This is a genomic window from Chryseobacterium defluvii (assembly GCF_014204415.1).
Classification (GTDB): Bacteria; Bacteroidota; Bacteroidia; order Flavobacteriales; family Weeksellaceae; genus Chryseobacterium; species Chryseobacterium defluvii_A.
This window is the reverse complement of the sequence record NZ_JACHLE010000001.1, coordinates 850,561-865,231: the sequence shown is the minus strand read 5'-3', so window position 1 is coordinate 865,231 and position 14,671 is coordinate 850,561. Positions and strand designations below refer to the sequence as shown.

At 37.8% G+C, this 14,671-nt stretch carries 10 protein-coding genes and 2 pseudogenes; 7 read left to right on the top strand and 5 right to left on the bottom strand.

The window, feature by feature from the left end; translation table 11 throughout:
- The first annotated feature begins 25 nt into the window (after positions 1-25).
- The 5 genes from HNP38_RS03905 to HNP38_RS03885 all read left to right on the top strand — a co-directional run bounded on the left by HNP38_RS03905 (position 26) and on the right by HNP38_RS03885 (position 9,099).
- Entirely contained in the window at positions 26-2,254 is a 2,229-nt protein-coding gene (locus HNP38_RS03905) for a TonB-dependent receptor (protein WP_184184746.1), read from the top strand.
- Positions 2,255-2,358: 104 nt separating this feature from the next.
- Complete coding sequence (locus HNP38_RS03900; RefSeq protein WP_184184743.1) at positions 2,359-3,876, top strand: pyridoxal phosphate-dependent decarboxylase family protein; 1,518 nt, start codon at positions 2,359-2,361, stop codon at positions 3,874-3,876.
- Positions 3,854-6,271, top strand: a complete 2,418-nt coding sequence (locus HNP38_RS03895) for a GNAT family N-acetyltransferase (protein WP_184184740.1) — start codon at positions 3,854-3,856, stop codon at positions 6,269-6,271. Before HNP38_RS03900 ends, HNP38_RS03895 begins: the two co-directional genes overlap by 23 nt.
- A 192-nt stretch (positions 6,272-6,463) precedes the next feature.
- On the top strand, positions 6,464-7,777 hold the full coding sequence (locus HNP38_RS03890) for a lysine N(6)-hydroxylase/L-ornithine N(5)-oxygenase family protein (RefSeq protein ID WP_184184737.1): 1,314 nt from the start codon (positions 6,464-6,466) through the stop codon (positions 7,775-7,777).
- Positions 7,753-9,099, top strand: a complete 1,347-nt coding sequence (locus tag HNP38_RS03885) for an MATE family efflux transporter (RefSeq protein WP_184184734.1) — start codon at positions 7,753-7,755, stop codon at positions 9,097-9,099. The genes HNP38_RS03890 and HNP38_RS03885 overlap by 25 nt, the downstream gene beginning before the upstream one ends.
- 176 nt (positions 9,100-9,275) lie before the next feature.
- Here HNP38_RS03885 and HNP38_RS03880 read toward each other — a convergent pair whose 3' ends face one another.
- Entirely contained in the window at positions 9,276-9,857 is a 582-nt protein-coding gene (locus HNP38_RS03880; protein ID WP_184184731.1) for a nucleosidase, read from the bottom strand.
- A gap of 12 nt (positions 9,858-9,869) precedes the next feature.
- Positions 9,870-10,568 (bottom strand): DsbA family protein, encoded by a 699-nt coding sequence (locus HNP38_RS03875; protein ID WP_184184728.1) that lies wholly within the window; start codon positions 10,566-10,568, stop codon positions 9,870-9,872.
- Positions 10,569-10,775: 207 nt separating this feature from the next.
- On the opposite strand from HNP38_RS03875, the gene HNP38_RS03870 reads away from it, so the two are divergent.
- Positions 10,776-11,507 (top strand): MBL fold metallo-hydrolase, encoded by a 732-nt coding sequence (locus HNP38_RS03870; RefSeq protein WP_184184725.1) that lies wholly within the window; start codon positions 10,776-10,778, stop codon positions 11,505-11,507.
- 48 nt (positions 11,508-11,555) lie between these two features.
- A pseudogene (locus tag HNP38_RS18165) lies at positions 11,556-11,675 on the top strand (hypothetical protein); the annotation flags it as partial.
- Here HNP38_RS18165 and bioA read toward each other — a convergent pair.
- From bioA to bioD, 3 genes and pseudogenes are all read right to left on the bottom strand, one after another.
- A pseudogene (gene bioA, locus HNP38_RS03865) lies at positions 11,628-12,875 on the bottom strand (adenosylmethionine--8-amino-7-oxononanoate transaminase); the annotation flags it as partial. The pseudogenes HNP38_RS18165 and bioA sit on opposite strands and share 48 nt — an antisense overlap.
- The gene (gene bioB / locus HNP38_RS03860; RefSeq protein WP_184184719.1) at positions 12,860-13,858 is read right to left on the bottom strand and encodes a biotin synthase BioB; all 999 of its coding nucleotides are present in this window, start codon (positions 13,856-13,858) and stop codon (positions 12,860-12,862) included. The pseudogene bioA and the gene bioB, both read right to left, overlap by 16 nt.
- Before the next feature lie 160 nt (positions 13,859-14,018).
- Positions 14,019-14,669, bottom strand: a complete 651-nt coding sequence (gene bioD, locus HNP38_RS03855; RefSeq protein ID WP_194299326.1) for a dethiobiotin synthase — start codon at positions 14,667-14,669, stop codon at positions 14,019-14,021.
- Positions 14,670-14,671 lie beyond the last annotated feature (2 nt).

Below are 14,671 nucleotides of genomic sequence, written 5' to 3'. Positions count from 1 at the left end.
CATTATTTTTAATTATTCTAAATAAATGAAAAAGCAATATACACTTTCAATCTTTCTATCAGCAGCTTTAGTAGCAAGCACATCTGCCCAAACCCGGGACAGTATCAATACAAAAGATATCAGGGAAGTTATTATGGTGTCTTCCCGCGCTCCAAAGCAAATAAGCGAAATTCCCGGAACAGTTTGGGTAATTGGAGAAAAAGAACTTCAAACCCAGATAAGAGGAGGTGCAGGATTGAAAGAAGTATTAGGAAATATGATCCCGGGATTTGATTTTGGAAATCAGGGAAGAACCAATTATGCTCAGAACATGAGAGGTAGAAATGTTCTGGTGATGATCAATGGAGTTTCATTGAACAGTACAAGAGCTACAAGCAGACAACTGGACTCAGTAGATCCTTTTAATATTGATAGAATTGAAGTGCTTTCCGGAGCATCTGCTATTTACGGAGGAGACTCTACAGGAGGGATTATCAATATCATTACCAAAAAACCGATCTCAAATAACCTTGCCTTTGAAACATCAGTTGGGCTGAAAACAGGTTTCAATAAAAATGATCTGGATAAAAGAATTGCTCAGTCCGTTTCAGGAGGAAGTGACGCGGTAAAATTCAGATTAGGAGCTGCATTTACACAAAATGAAGGTGCTTTTGATGCTAATGGAGATCAGATTATTACAGACGTAAAACAAGCTGATTTTCAATATAACAGATCCATAGATATTTTAGGAGGAATGACAGCCAAGTTGAGTTCTAATCAGGATCTAAGCTTAGATTTACAATATTATAATTCAAAAGTAAGAAACAAAAAATGGCTTTCATTTGGGCAGAATTTTGTTGGATTTACCACAAAAAATCCTGATCTGATCAATGTTCTTGACGGAGCGGACTCAGATGTGGTTCCCAGAACAGAACGTTTTATGGGGAATTTACAATACAGCCTTAGAAATATTTTGGGTGGGCAAAACCTGATCTTACAGGCTTATGGAAGAAAAGAAGAAGTGGATTTCGGAGCATCTTTCGCGGAAGTTCCAAAACCACCGGCAGGAATTACCCTTCCGATATTTCTCTCTTCAGCAAGAGGAAATACTAATGTTTATGGAGTAAAAGCAGTTTTATCTAAACAATGGAACGCTTTCAATTTCACTTACGGAGTTGATGGTGATCTGGAAAGCTTCAAAGGAGATCAGGCGATATTCAATCCTCAAAAAAGCAGTGAATCCGGTGGTTTAGTGAATAAAACAGATGCTTTTGTAGGAAGATATCCGGATACAAGAACCTCTACTCTATCAGGTTTCATTCAGGCAGATTGGAATATTACCAAACAACTTACTCTTTCCGGAGGTGTTAGACAGCAATTTATCAATGTAAAACTGGATGATTTTGTAGGATTTAAAGAGCAGGTTTACATGCATTTCGGATATGGAAATTCTGCCGATGTAGTGAAAGGTGGTAAAAATAATTATGATGTAACCTTGCTTAATGCAAGTTTATTATACAGAATTACGCCATCTTGGCAAACTTGGTTCAGTTTTTCCCAGGGATTTGCCGTTCCTGATGCAGCAAAATCCTATGGTTTCGGGAAATATCAACTGGCAAACAATCACTGGAATTTAATCAACAGCATGAATATCGCAGAACAGCCATTAAGTGGAATAAAAACCGATCAAATGGAGCTCGGTTTCAGAAGAAATAATGGTTCAGAACCTGGTTTATATGCACAAGGATCATTCTTTTATGCACTTTCTGACAAAACGTTGAAAATTGATAATGTAGCCTTTACCATTTCATTATTAGATCAGAAATTAAGAAACTATGGATTTGAAGGAGCTTTAGGATACCGTTTTGCTCAAGGTCTGGAATTAGGAGGAAACATCTTATTAATGGAATCCAAAACGGAAACTGTTGACAAAGGATGGCAAAACCAATCCGTTTATACGACAAACCCATCAAAATTCATGGTTTTCACAGGTTGGAATGCAAAAAGATTTTCAGTAAGACTTCAAATGCAGAATTCTCTGAACTACACGGATCTTGCAGATATGAGAATAGACGGTTATACCCTATTCGATTTTATTGGAGATGTAAAACTGAATAAAGGAACCATCAATTTCGGAGTTCAGAATATTTTTAACAGACAGTATACGACGATATGGGGACAACGTTCTGTGTTTTTCTACGGAGCGCCTCAGAAAGCATTTGCTTATCAGGGAAGAGGAACTACATTCTCTGTAGGATATACAATTAATTATTAAAACATTTGAGGGTAAGGCTAAGATTTAGATTTAATGCTTATGTAAAATCTTAACCTTAACCTCAATCTAAACCTAATAAAAAGAAACACCAAATCCAGTATTTTATGAACACAGCTATTACCGAACAGGCGGTTTCGGAGAAGGAATTCCTTTTCCCAAATCTGGAGAATTTATTTTGTGATATCAACATTCACGAATACCAAAACGTAATGTACAAAGCTCAGGAGAGCGTAGTTTCGTTTTTGGAAGAAGCTCACAAACCTTTCAGCGGAGTATCCCCGAAAGAGTTGAGAAAACAGTTTGAGAACATTGATCTTAATGATCCTACACAAAGTTATGAAGAGGTTTTTGAAGAAGTAAGAACCCTTTATACACAACATGCTATTGCCTTTCACCATCCAAAATATGTAGCCCATCTCAATTGTCCGGTAGTGATACCGGCGATTGCGGCGGAAATGCTTATAAGTTCCATCAATTCTTCCCTTGATACATGGGATCAAAGTGCAGGCGGAACTTTGATGGAGCAAAAGCTGATTGAGTGGACATGTAAAGAGATCGGTTTTGAAAGATCATCAGACGGAATTTTCACCAGTGGCGGTTCTCAAAGTAACCTAATGGGAATGCTTTTGGCAAGAGATTATTATTCCATTAAATATTTCAATCATAACATCAAGAAAAACGGATTGCCTGAAAATGCCCATCGTTTCAGAGTTTTTGTTTCCGAAGCGGCACATTTCAGCATACAGAAAAGTGCTTCCATTTTAGGACTTGGCGAACAGGCTGTTGTGAAAATTAAAACCGACCGTTCTTTCAGAATGAATAGTATTTTGTTGGAAGATGCCATTCAAAAAGAGATTGAAAATGGAAATATTCCTATTGCAGTAGTTGCTACAGCCGGAACAACGGACTTCGGAAACATTGATCCATTGACGAATATCGCAAGAATTGCCAAACGATACAGTCTTTGGTTCCATGTGGATGCGGCTTACGGATGTGCATTGCTTCTGACTGAAAAATACCGTCATTTAATTCAAGGAATTGAGCATGCAGACTCCGTAACAGTAGATTATCATAAATCTTTCTTTCAGCCAGTAAGCAGCAGCGGATTTTTGGTAAAAGACAGGAATTATTTCAACCTGATCACGCATTATGCAGATTATCTGAATCCGAAAGACCATGATGAAAATGAGATCCCGAATCAGGTTAATAAATCTATCCAAACTACCAGAAGATTTGATGCCTTGAAGCTTTGGTTCACCCTTAGAATTATAGGTAAAGAAGGTTTAGGAAATTATATCGAGCGAATCATTTATACAGCCAATGAAGCGGCTACTCTTTTGGAAAATGATCCTCATTTTGAATTACTGAACCGTTCCGATCTATCTGCTTTGGTTTTTCGTTATTCCGCAGATCCATTTAAAACTTTTGATCTTAGCAGGATCAATACTTTCATCAAATCACAGCTTTATAGACACGGGAATGCTCTTGTAGCGGGAACTAAAGTGAACGGACAGTTTTACCTGAAATTCACCATCCTGAATCCTTTAACCACCATTGAAGACATCCAATCAATACTAACCACAATAAAACAATATGGAAATGAATACATTGAAGTTAACTAATATACCGGAATACGCAGAAAAGATCAATTACACGGCATTCATCAACTGCTACATGAAGGAATTTACCAACTGGAGCCGTTACCTGGGAATTCCGAAATATGATGAAGCCATTGCAAAACACCTTCAAAAAACACCAACCAATCTGCATATAAGAATTGATTTTTCGTCCATCGGATGCGATGTCTATGTTCCGGTAAACTACTTTTCAGAAAGCGGAAGACACCTTTTTGATTTTCCGGTACTGAGAAGAGTCCTTGAAACAGATGAAGTTTCAGAAGTGGATATTTATGGTTTCATGTCTCTTACAGCGGAATATGCAAGAGGAATTTATCCGGATATTGATGCTTCTACTATCTTAAAAAGGTTGAATAACAGCATTGAAAATCTTACCACTTATTTAAATCATCTTGCTGAAAATAACAAACAGGTTAATGCATTTGAAATGTCTTTCATTGAGGCGGAGCAATCCCTTATTTTAGGACATATTCTTCACCCAGTTCCGAAATCAAAACAAGGGTTCAATCCTGAAGATCTGTTAAAATATTCTCCGGAAACATCAGGGAAATTCCAGTTATTTTACTTCCTGATCAATCCTGAAAATATCATTGAGAAAAATGCAGACGGAAGACCAATAACCAAAGAATTAGGAGAAAAAATATATCCTCTTCTGGATAAAGAACACAAACAATTATGGGATGAATTTCCGGATTACCATATTGTTCCGATGCATCCTTGGGAAGCGGAATATCTGTTAAGCCAGGAAAATATTCAGATCATGCTGGAACAGGGAATTATTTTTGCATTGGGACATTATGGAGAATACTTCACTCCTACTTCCTCCGTAAGAACCGTTTATAGTGAAACTAATAAATGGATGTACAAATTCTCCTTACATGTAAAGATTACCAATTCGGAAAGAATTAACTTATATCCTGAACTTCACAGAGGTCATGATATCAGCAGATTGCTGAAAACAGATTGGGGAAAAAGCCTGCAAAAAGACTATCCTGAAATAGATTTCATGGTAGATCCGGCTTTCATTGCCGTTACTTTTAACGGAAAAGTGATCAATGGATTTAATATCAGTATCAGAAGAAACCCTTTTCAGGGAGAAGATAAAAATGTAACTCTACTAGCGGCTCTTTGTCAGGACGGAATTTTCGGGCAGCCTTCAAGATTGCAGAATATTATTGAACAAGCGGCTCAAGACTTGGATTTACCTGTGGAACAAGTGGCTTTAGATTGGTTCAAACAGTATCTTCATGTCTGTGTAAGACCTATTGTAGGAATTTTAAATACTTACGGTTTGGCTTGTGAATTCCATCAGCAGAATGTAATGATAGAGCTTGATAAAAAAGGTTTCCCTGCGAAGATCTATTTCAGAGACAATCAGGGGTTCTTTTTCAGAGAAGGAAGAAAAGAAATGGTTTCCAAAGCACTTCCGGGAATTGCAGATGAAAGCCAGTCTATCATAGATGAAGAATCTCTAGCTCCGAAATACACTTATTATTTAGTAACGAACAATATTTTAGGAGTTGTGAATGCATTAGGATGCAACAGATTAGCAGAAGAAAGAAAACTGATCAATCTTGTGTACAAAGCATTCAGAGAATTGGAAAACGAAGATGAAACAGGATTGGTAAACTACATTATCAATACAAGAAGCTGGTACACCAAAGGAAACCTGATCACAAGCCTTCAAAACATCAATGAAGCAGACGAATCCTTAGAATATCCTGCTGTTTTCTTAGACACTCCAAATCCTCTCAATAAATACTTTTTCACCAATAAACTGATCAAACCGGAAACAAAAGAAACCGTTTATTCACGCTATTTTCCGGAAGAAAATGTAAATATCAGCATAAGACCATTTGATATAGATAAAGACTTTGAAATGGTTCATGAGTGGTTCAATATGGAACACGCAAAACCTTTCTGGAAAATGGACGGACCAAAAAGAGACTTAGAACTTTGGTTCAGAACGATCCTTCCGAGCGATGAACAACATAGTTTTATTGGGTACGTGAATGATGTTCCGCAGTTTAGTTTTGAACCTTATTGGCCCATGAGAGATATTGTGGGAGCTTATTATGATGCTTTACCAACTGATTACGGGACTCACTTTTTTGTGGCGGAAACTCAAAAAGATAAAAAGTTTTCTTTTCAATCCTTTCAGGTAGCTTTGGATTATATTTTCTCGCTTCCTGAAGTTGGAAAATGTATTGGTGAAGCTTCCGTAGATGCAGTTCCTACAGATCGCATCATTACAAGACTGGGTTACACCCGTGAAGGAGTGATTGAAATGCCTCACAAAACAGCTTATCTTACTTTCTGTACCCGTGAAAACTATTGGGAAGCATGTCCTGAAAGCAGACTGGAAGCAAAGAATGCTTAATTGAAACTTAAAATTTTATCATTAAGAGTTGTTTTAAGTAGTTAAAGTAATTAAGTGAGATTCTTCATTTCGCTCCGCTACATTCAGAATGACAGTGCGATTGTCATTTCGACGATAGGAGAAATCTCTTAATATTCTTAACTACTTAATTCAAATCTTAATGGTTCAAAAAATAATTTAAAAAATAAAAAATTGGAAAATAAACAAAAATATGATATCATCGGGATCGGAATTGGTCCTTTTAACCTTGGATTAGCAGCACTTTTAGAGCCTGTAGATCATGTAAATGCCCTTTTTCTTGATCAGGCAGAAGGTTTTGACTGGCATCCCGGTTTGATGTTGGATAACGCTACTTTACAGGTCCCTTTCATGGCTGATCTTGTAACGATGGCAGACCCGAAAAGCAAATACAGTTTCCTTAATTTTTTAAAAGAAACAGACCGTCTCTATAAATTCTATATCCGTGAAGATTTTTTTATTTTAAGGAAAGAATATAACCTGTATTGTCAATGGGTGGTTAATCAGTTGCCGAATTGCCTTTTCGGTAAAAAAGTAGAGAATATCAGTTTTAATGAGACTCAAAATCTTTACGCTATTGATGTTTTAGATTTAAAAAATAATGATGTTACCACTTATTATGCTGAAAAATTGGTATTGGGAACGGGAACTCAACCCAATTTACCTCAATTCATGGAAGGTAAAAACTACCCGAATGTAATCCATACTTCAGAATATTTAGAGCATAAAGTCAATATTGCAGAAGCCAATTCTGTTTCTATTATCGGTTCAGGACAAAGTGCAGCCGAGATTTTCCAGGATCTTCTTCCGGAAACAAATAACGGCTTATTCATGAGCTGGTTTACAAGACCGGATCGTTTCTTCCCAATGGAATACTCAAAATTGACCTTAGAGTTGACTTCTCCTGAATATGTGGATCATTTTTATCAAATGCCTTCTCAACAGCGTAAAAATTTATTAGGAAAACAACCTCCGCTTTACAAAGGAATTAATTTCGATCTGATCAATGATATTTTCGATACCCTTTATGAAATGAGTGTTGGAAACGTACCTTTAAATGTAGAATTAAAACCAAGCTGTCAATTAGACAGCGTTTATCCGGAAGGTAACTCTTATGCTTTGAATTTTACGCATGTACAAGATGAAGTTTCCTTCTCACATATTTCCGATTACATCATTCTGGCAACAGGATATAAATACAAAGAACCTAAATTCTTACAAGGAATTGAAACTGTAATTAACAGGACAGATGACGGATTATTTGAGGTAAGCAGACATTACACGATTGATAACGCTGAAAGTATTTTTGTGCAAAATGCTGAACTTCATACGCACGGTTTTGTAACTCCGGATCTGGGAATGGGAGCTTACAGAAATGCGATTATTATTAATGCTATTGCCGGAAAAGAAGTGTACAAAGTAGAAAAACGAATTGCTTTTCAACAATTTAATACAGAAAAAACATGGACCGCAAAACATTCATCTTAACCGGTGATGTAAAAAAGGTCATGTGGGAAACTTCATGGCCTGCCGTTGCGGCGATTGTTCTGTACGGGATCAATAACTTTCTGGATGCAGTTTTTGTTGGTTATCTGATCAATACTCAAGCACTGGCTGCGGTGGGAATGGCTTATCCTTTGTCTCAGATTGTTTTGGGATTTGGAAGGTTGGTTGGAACCGGAGCAGGTGCAGCGGTAAGTATGTGGATCGGAGAAAATAAACAGGATAAACTGTATAATTTTTTCGGAAGCTTTAATTTTCTCTGTATTTTCTTTTCACTTCTTTGTACAATTCCTGCATACATCTACGCTCATGAATTACTGGCAATGATGGGAGCCAAAGGAAATCTGCAAACCATCGCTGTTGAATATTTTCGGGTAACACTCATCGGAACTATTTTCTGGATCTATGGTTTAGCCTTGAACATGCTCATTCGTGCAGAAGGAAAAATGAAAACTGCTGCCAAAATGATCGCGGTAGGTTTAGTCATTGATATTATCTTAAAACCTATTTTTATTTCCACTTTCGGAATGGGAGTTGCCGGTGCAGCTTGGGCAACCAATTGCGGGATGATCATTTATTCTGTTCTTGGAATTTACTATTATGCAAAAGGAAAAAGTTCATTTAAAATGAATTGGAAATCCGTTTCTTTTGATCATTCGATCGGAAGAAAAATATTAAAATTAGGACTTCCGGAAATGATCCTTTCTGTGATGGGAGTTGTACAAAGTATCATTATTTTCAATGCTATTGCTGCTTATGGAACGGAAAGTGATATTTCTTTCTTCACGGTTCTGAATAGGTTCTTTTTATTTTTATTAACGCCTTTATTCGGATTAATGAGAGGATTACAGCCCGTTGTGGGAATTAATTTCGGAGCTGGTCAGTTCGGAAGAGCAAGAAAATTTTTAAAAACTTATATTGTAGCGGGAGTAGCTATATTGTTTCCTTTCTTTTTTATCTCTCTCCTGTTTCCTGAGCAATTGATAAGCTTAATGCTTCCTGGGTATTCGGTAAATAGTAATCAGATCATGGATTTCAGATTGTTTTTCTCTGTTCTTCCATTGTTACCGATTACTGTTTTAGCCCTATCTTATTATCCTGCGGTGAATGACAGTAAAAAAGCCAGTTTTCTGGTGTTTCTGAGACAACTTATCCTTTATATTCCTTTGATGCTTATTCTTCCACACTATTTTGGAGTGAAAAGTATCTATTGGGGAAGTGCTTTGATTGAAGTAATCGTTGGATTGGTTACTTTGTTTTTATTGAAAAATTATCAGAGAAAAAAGGTGGAAGTTTCTTTGAACTAAAATTTAAACTCCCGCAGATTTAGCAGATCACGCAGATTTTTTAAATATATCTTGTAATCCAAAATGTTTTCTCCAACAGATACAGATACCTATGATATAATAAACTGTTCAAAAGAATATAACACAAACATCTGCGTGATCTGCTAAATCTGCGGGAGAATTAATAAAAAGAAATTTTAGCTAAATAATATCTTCTTAAAAGCTTCCGCTGCCAAATGTACCTGTACAGACCAATCATCCGCCGCATCGCTTCCCGCATCATCAGAAATATACTTTAAGCATAAAAACGGGATATTTTCTTTTTTGGCAATTAAAGCTAAAGGATATGCTTCCATATCCACAATGTTGTAATCCGTTTCTGCATGGTTCATCTCAAAGCTGTCACCACTTCCGCAAATTCCTTCCTTCAGGCCGTTCATTTTAAGCCCATATTCCAAAACAGGAGGAATTCCAGATAAAGGAGTTTCATATAAGCTAAAACCAAGCCCTCTTACATCCATATCCCTTTGAATGAATTTTGTGCAGCATACTACATCACCCTTACCGAATCCTTTGCTTCCGGCCGATCCTAGGTTGACAATCAGTTTAGGCCTTCTGAAATGAATTTGTCGGGTAAGCTCTATGGCGGCATTTACTTTTCCGATGCCTGTGATGAGTTTATTTTTATCATTAAATTCTTTTCCCGCCTCAGAATCTAGGGCAAAAACAAAAAGCGTTTCAGAGATAGGGAAATGAAGATCGTCGTTTATCTTTATCATTGAATTTTGAAATTATATTTTACATTCATCCGTATCACAGGAGTTACTATCATCATCGGAAAGGTCTTTCATGGTAACGGTTTCCTTATAGGCTTGCTGAAGGGCATTTTCAAAAACTTCAACAGGCTGTGCCCCTGAAACAGCATATTTACCGTCCAGTACAAAAAAAGGAACTCCCGTGATCTCATTATTAGTGGCTTCTGAAATATCCTGTTTCACCTCTTCATGAAATCTGTCAGAAGTTAATACCTGTTTTGCTTCTTCTCCGTCAATCCCCAGTTTTTCTGCAAGAGATATGAGGAATCCAATATCGGCAATATTTTCTCCATCAACAAAATGAGCTTTGAATAATGCTTCTTCTGTTTCAGAAGATAGATGGTAGATCTTGGATAGATGAAGTAATTGATGAGCCGAAAATGTATTGGTGATCAGAGCATTTTCAAAGTCAAAATCAATCCCGGCCTGCTTGCCCAATTGGGTGACATGATTGATCATTTGAACGGAACGGTTTTCGGGAAATCCTTTTTTATCTTTAAAATAGCTGAGGGTATCCTGAATTTCCGAAGGCTTCAATGATGGGTCCAGCTGGAAACTTTTCCATTCCACATCCACCTTATCTTCGAAAGATAGGTTTTGAAGGGCCTTTTCGAAATTATGTTTTCCGATATAACAGAACGGGCACATAACGTCTGACCAGATTTCTATTTTCATTGTAATTAGTTTTTTCAAAGTTAATTGATATACTGCAAATTACCTAAATTTAGGGTGAAATTTAAGAAACAGGATCCCCAAAAAACTCCCAAAGATGGAAAATTCTATGTATACGGATTCTGAAATTCATGAGACGATCGGTTTTGATGATAATCTGTATCGAAGAAAACATTTTATTGTTTAAGAAATAATGAGGAAATTTGCTGCATGAAGATCATACCATTAAAGGAGGGAAATTTTTCGGTCAGTAAAAACAAAGAATTTACCCCTTTGACAATAGAGAACTTTAATGAAGCTAAAGGAATCAGAATGTCGGTACAGCCTTTCCTGATCATTACTGAAAAAGATCATATTCTTCTGGATACAGGTATTGGGTGGAAAAATAAGAACGGGAAAACGGTTGTTTTGGAAATTTTAGAAAAAGAAAACATTCATCCCGATCAGGTCACCAAAATCCTGTTCTCACATCTTCATAAAGATCATATTGACGGGGCTATACGGTCTACAGATCAAGGTTTTGAACCTGTTTTTCCCAATGCTGAAATATATATCCAGAAGCGTGAGCTGGAATTGGCAAGAGAAAATGAAGGTAATCAGCAATTTGACCTTGATATTCTGGAAAAAATTGCCGGGCTTACCAATATTATATGGATGAATGAGGATGAGGGGCAAATAACAGATGAGGTATCTTTTGAAGTGGTGGGTGGTCATACTCCTTATATGCAGGTCTTTTGGATCAGTGAAAATGGGGAGATTGCTTTCTACGGTGCAGATAATCTTCCCCAGGAATCTTATTTAAAATATCATGTTGCCTATAAAAGTGACCATGATGGCAGAAAAGCTATGGAACTAAGGCAAAAATGGCAAAAAGAGGCTGAAGAAAAGCACTGGCAGATTCTTCTGTATCATGATCTTGATAAAGCCGTGTTAAGGTTTTAATAAACCATTATTGAATCATTTTTCTCACCCTGTTTTTTACGATTCTGAATTGATTTTTGGGATGCATATGAATTTATAAAGTATTCAGATTCAGATCCGTTTCCTATCTATAATCTGTATAATCGTATTATAAACAAAATCCAGTTCTTCAGAAGTAATGCAGTAAGGAGGAACAAGGTATATTACATTTCCCAACGGACGGATAAGCACTCCCTTTTGAAGGAATTCCTGATGCAGTATCTTCCCAATTTCATTAAAATAAGAGGTTTTCTGATGGGTTTTATACTCCCAGGCAAGGATGGTTCCTGTCTGGCGGACTTTATCAGCTTGGGGATGATTTTTAAGGATATCTGTAAACTGGCGGTGCTGTTCAGATATCCGATGAATATCCGAGAGTGTAGTCTTCTGTAATAAAAGCTCCATGCTGGCCAGAGCCGCCGTGCAGGCCAAAGGGTTGGCTGTGAAGGAATGCCCGTGGAAAAGGGTTTTATGCTTATCATCAGATAAAAACGCATTATAGATCTCATCCGAACAGGTAGTGATCCCCATAGGCATTGTTCCACCTGTCAATCCTTTTGAAAAGCACATGATATCGGGCTTTTCCGACAGATGATCTGCTGCAAATAATTTTCCCGTTCGTCCAAATCCCGTAAAGACTTCATCTTGTATCATCAGTATTTCCTGCTGCCTGCAAAACTTCATAAGTTCACTCAAATCTTCTGCCTGATGCATTACCATGCCTGCTGATCCTTGTACTAATGGTTCATAAATGAAACAGGCGGTCTCAGCCGCTATGTTGCTGATCTGCTTTTTTAAGTCTTTAATATTTTCATGATTGGGAGTATCAATGAAAATAACTTCAAACAACATATTCTTAAAGGGATTGGTCCAGACACTCCTTCCGCTGACAGACATAGCTCCAAAAGTATCCCCATGATAGGCATCCTTGAATGCTATTATTTTTGTTTTTGACTTTCCCTGATTGTATGCATATTGTATGCACATCTTTAATGCCACTTCCACTGCACTTGAGCCGTTATCAGAGTAAAAAACTTTTTTCTGGTTATCGGGAAGCAATTGCAGCAGGTTTTCTGAAAGCTTTATTGCCGGCTCGTGGGTAAAACCGGCAAAGATCACCTGTTCCAGTGTATTCAGCTGTTCAAATACCCGCCGGGCAATGTAAGGATGAGCATGCCCGTGAAGGGTTACCCACCATGAGGATACAGCATCAATATATTTATTCCCTTCATTATCATAAAGGTAAACTCCTTTGCCGTGGGTAATGGGTATGGCATCTCCTGCCGTCTTCATTTGGGTATACGGATGCCAGTTAACTGCCTTATCCCTCTCTTTTAGCTCGTTGTACATGTTGTTTTTACGCTTTCTTTGATCATTGGTTTTAATCCCAGGTTATTAAGCATCTGCATATCTTCTGATACGCCCGGGTTCGGGGTTACCAGCAGAGTTTCTCTTTCTCCCGTAAATATGGAGTTAGCTCCTGCCATAAAGCACCATGCCTGCTCTGTTTCGTCCATTTCTATCCGTCCTGCACTCAGGCGTATCACCGAAGAAGGCATTACAATCCTTGCCGTAGCGATCATCCTTACCATTTCCCAGGTATCAACTTTAGGATGATCTTCAAGCGGAGTGCCTTCTACCCTTGCGAGGGCATTCACGGGAACAGATTCAGGATGCTTGGGCATTGTAGCCAGTGTAAGAAGCATAGAGATCCTGTCTCGGTGGGTTTCCCCAAGACCGATGATTCCTCCTGAGCATACTGTGATCCCGGCTTTTCTTACATTATTGATGGTATTGATCCTGTTATCGAAAGTACGCGTGGAGATGATCTCTTCATAATATTGTTCCGAGGTGTCAAGATTATGGTTATAGGCATGTAATCCGGCCTCCTGTAAGCGTAAAGCTTGTTCTTCCGTTAGCATTCCTAAGGTACAGCAGACCTCCAGTCCCAGATCATTTACTCCTTTTACCATATCAATCACCCGGTCAAAATCCCTGTTGTTACGAACTTCTCGCCATGCAGCTGCCATGCAGAAACGTGATGAACCGCTTTCTTTAGCTTTCCGGGCATGATTTATAACGGTTTCGGTAGGTAAAAGAGCCTGTACCTTGATATTGGTATGATAACGTGCCGCCTGTCCGCAGTAGGAGCAGTCTTCCGGGCAGCCTCCTGTTTTGATGGATAATAAGGTGCAGATCTGTACTTCTGAAGCATTATGCCATTCCCGGTGAACAGTGGCTGCTTTATAGACAAGCTCCATTAAGGGTAAATGGTAGATTTCTTCTATTTCTTCCTTGGTCCAGTCATTCCTGATTTCTGTTTTTTTGTTCATTATTGATACGTTTCTATATTTTCTAATTATTGAACTTGCTTAAGCTTTTATTTTAACCACAAAAAACACAAAAGATTTGTTATTTAAATTTCACATTTCGTATGAGGTATAATAAATACACATATTAATTCTTGAAAATTATAATTGTACTAAGGTGTTTTTACGGCAGGAAACTTTTGTGTCTTTGTGGTTTATATTTGTTAAATAAGTCAAGAGCTGTCTTTTCTATATTTTCTTTTGTAGGCGGATCAAGATCAGGTATTCTGATGATTGTGGTTTCTATGCTTACGTAGCTGCAGATGACCCGCTCCGTATCCTCAGGAAAATCTCCGTTGAGGATTAAATATTTTAACTGCAGTTCTCTTTGGTTGATCGCCATTATGGAAAGTAAGCTGTGATTAATACAACCCAGATAGTTTTTTACCACCAAAGCAACAGCCAGATCGAGTTTTTCGATAAGATCAATGATAAGCTCCCTGTCAGAAAGGGGAACCATAAGTCCTCCCGCTCCTTCCACAATAAGGGATCTTTGAGTTTCGGGCAGGCTAAAATCATCTGTGTTGATACATATCCCTTCTTCTGCTCCTGATTGATGAGGAGAAGCCGCTAATTTCAGACGATACGTTTCACGATGGCAAAAAACATCATTTCCTGTTAAATCTTTAATTGTCATACTATCCGTATAATGTAAATCTCCGGACTGTACGGGTTTCCAGTAATCTGCCTCAAAATACCTGGCCAGGACAGCGGAGCAGACGGTTTTGCCTACTCCCGTCCCTATTCCCGTTACGAATAATTTCTCTCTGATCATTT

Excerpts from the sequence above, each read along its gene's own strand:
- HNP38_RS03905 (WP_184184746.1), top strand. The coding sequence starts at position 26 with ATGAAAAAGCAATATACACTTTCAATCTTTCTATCAGCAGCTTTAGTA.
- HNP38_RS03900 (WP_184184743.1), top strand. The coding sequence starts at position 2,359 with ATGAACACAGCTATTACCGAACAGGCGGTTTCGGAGAAGGAATTCCTT.
- HNP38_RS03895 (WP_184184740.1), top strand. The coding sequence starts at position 3,854 with ATGAATACATTGAAGTTAACTAATATACCGGAATACGCAGAAAAGATC.
- HNP38_RS03885 (WP_184184734.1), top strand. The coding sequence starts at position 7,753 with ATGGACCGCAAAACATTCATCTTAACCGGTGATGTAAAAAAGGTCATG.
- HNP38_RS03880 (WP_184184731.1), bottom strand. The coding sequence starts at position 9,857 with ATGATAAAGATAAACGACGATCTTCATTTCCCTATCTCTGAAACGCTT.
- HNP38_RS03875 (WP_184184728.1), bottom strand. The coding sequence starts at position 10,568 with ATGAAAATAGAAATCTGGTCAGACGTTATGTGCCCGTTCTGTTATATC.
- HNP38_RS03870 (WP_184184725.1), top strand. The coding sequence starts at position 10,776 with ATGAAGATCATACCATTAAAGGAGGGAAATTTTTCGGTCAGTAAAAAC.
- bioB (WP_184184719.1), bottom strand. The coding sequence starts at position 13,858 with ATGAACAAAAAAACAGAAATCAGGAATGACTGGACCAAGGAAGAAATA.
- bioD (WP_194299326.1), bottom strand. The coding sequence starts at position 14,669 with ATGATCAGAGAGAAATTATTCGTAACGGGAATAGGGACGGGAGTAGGC.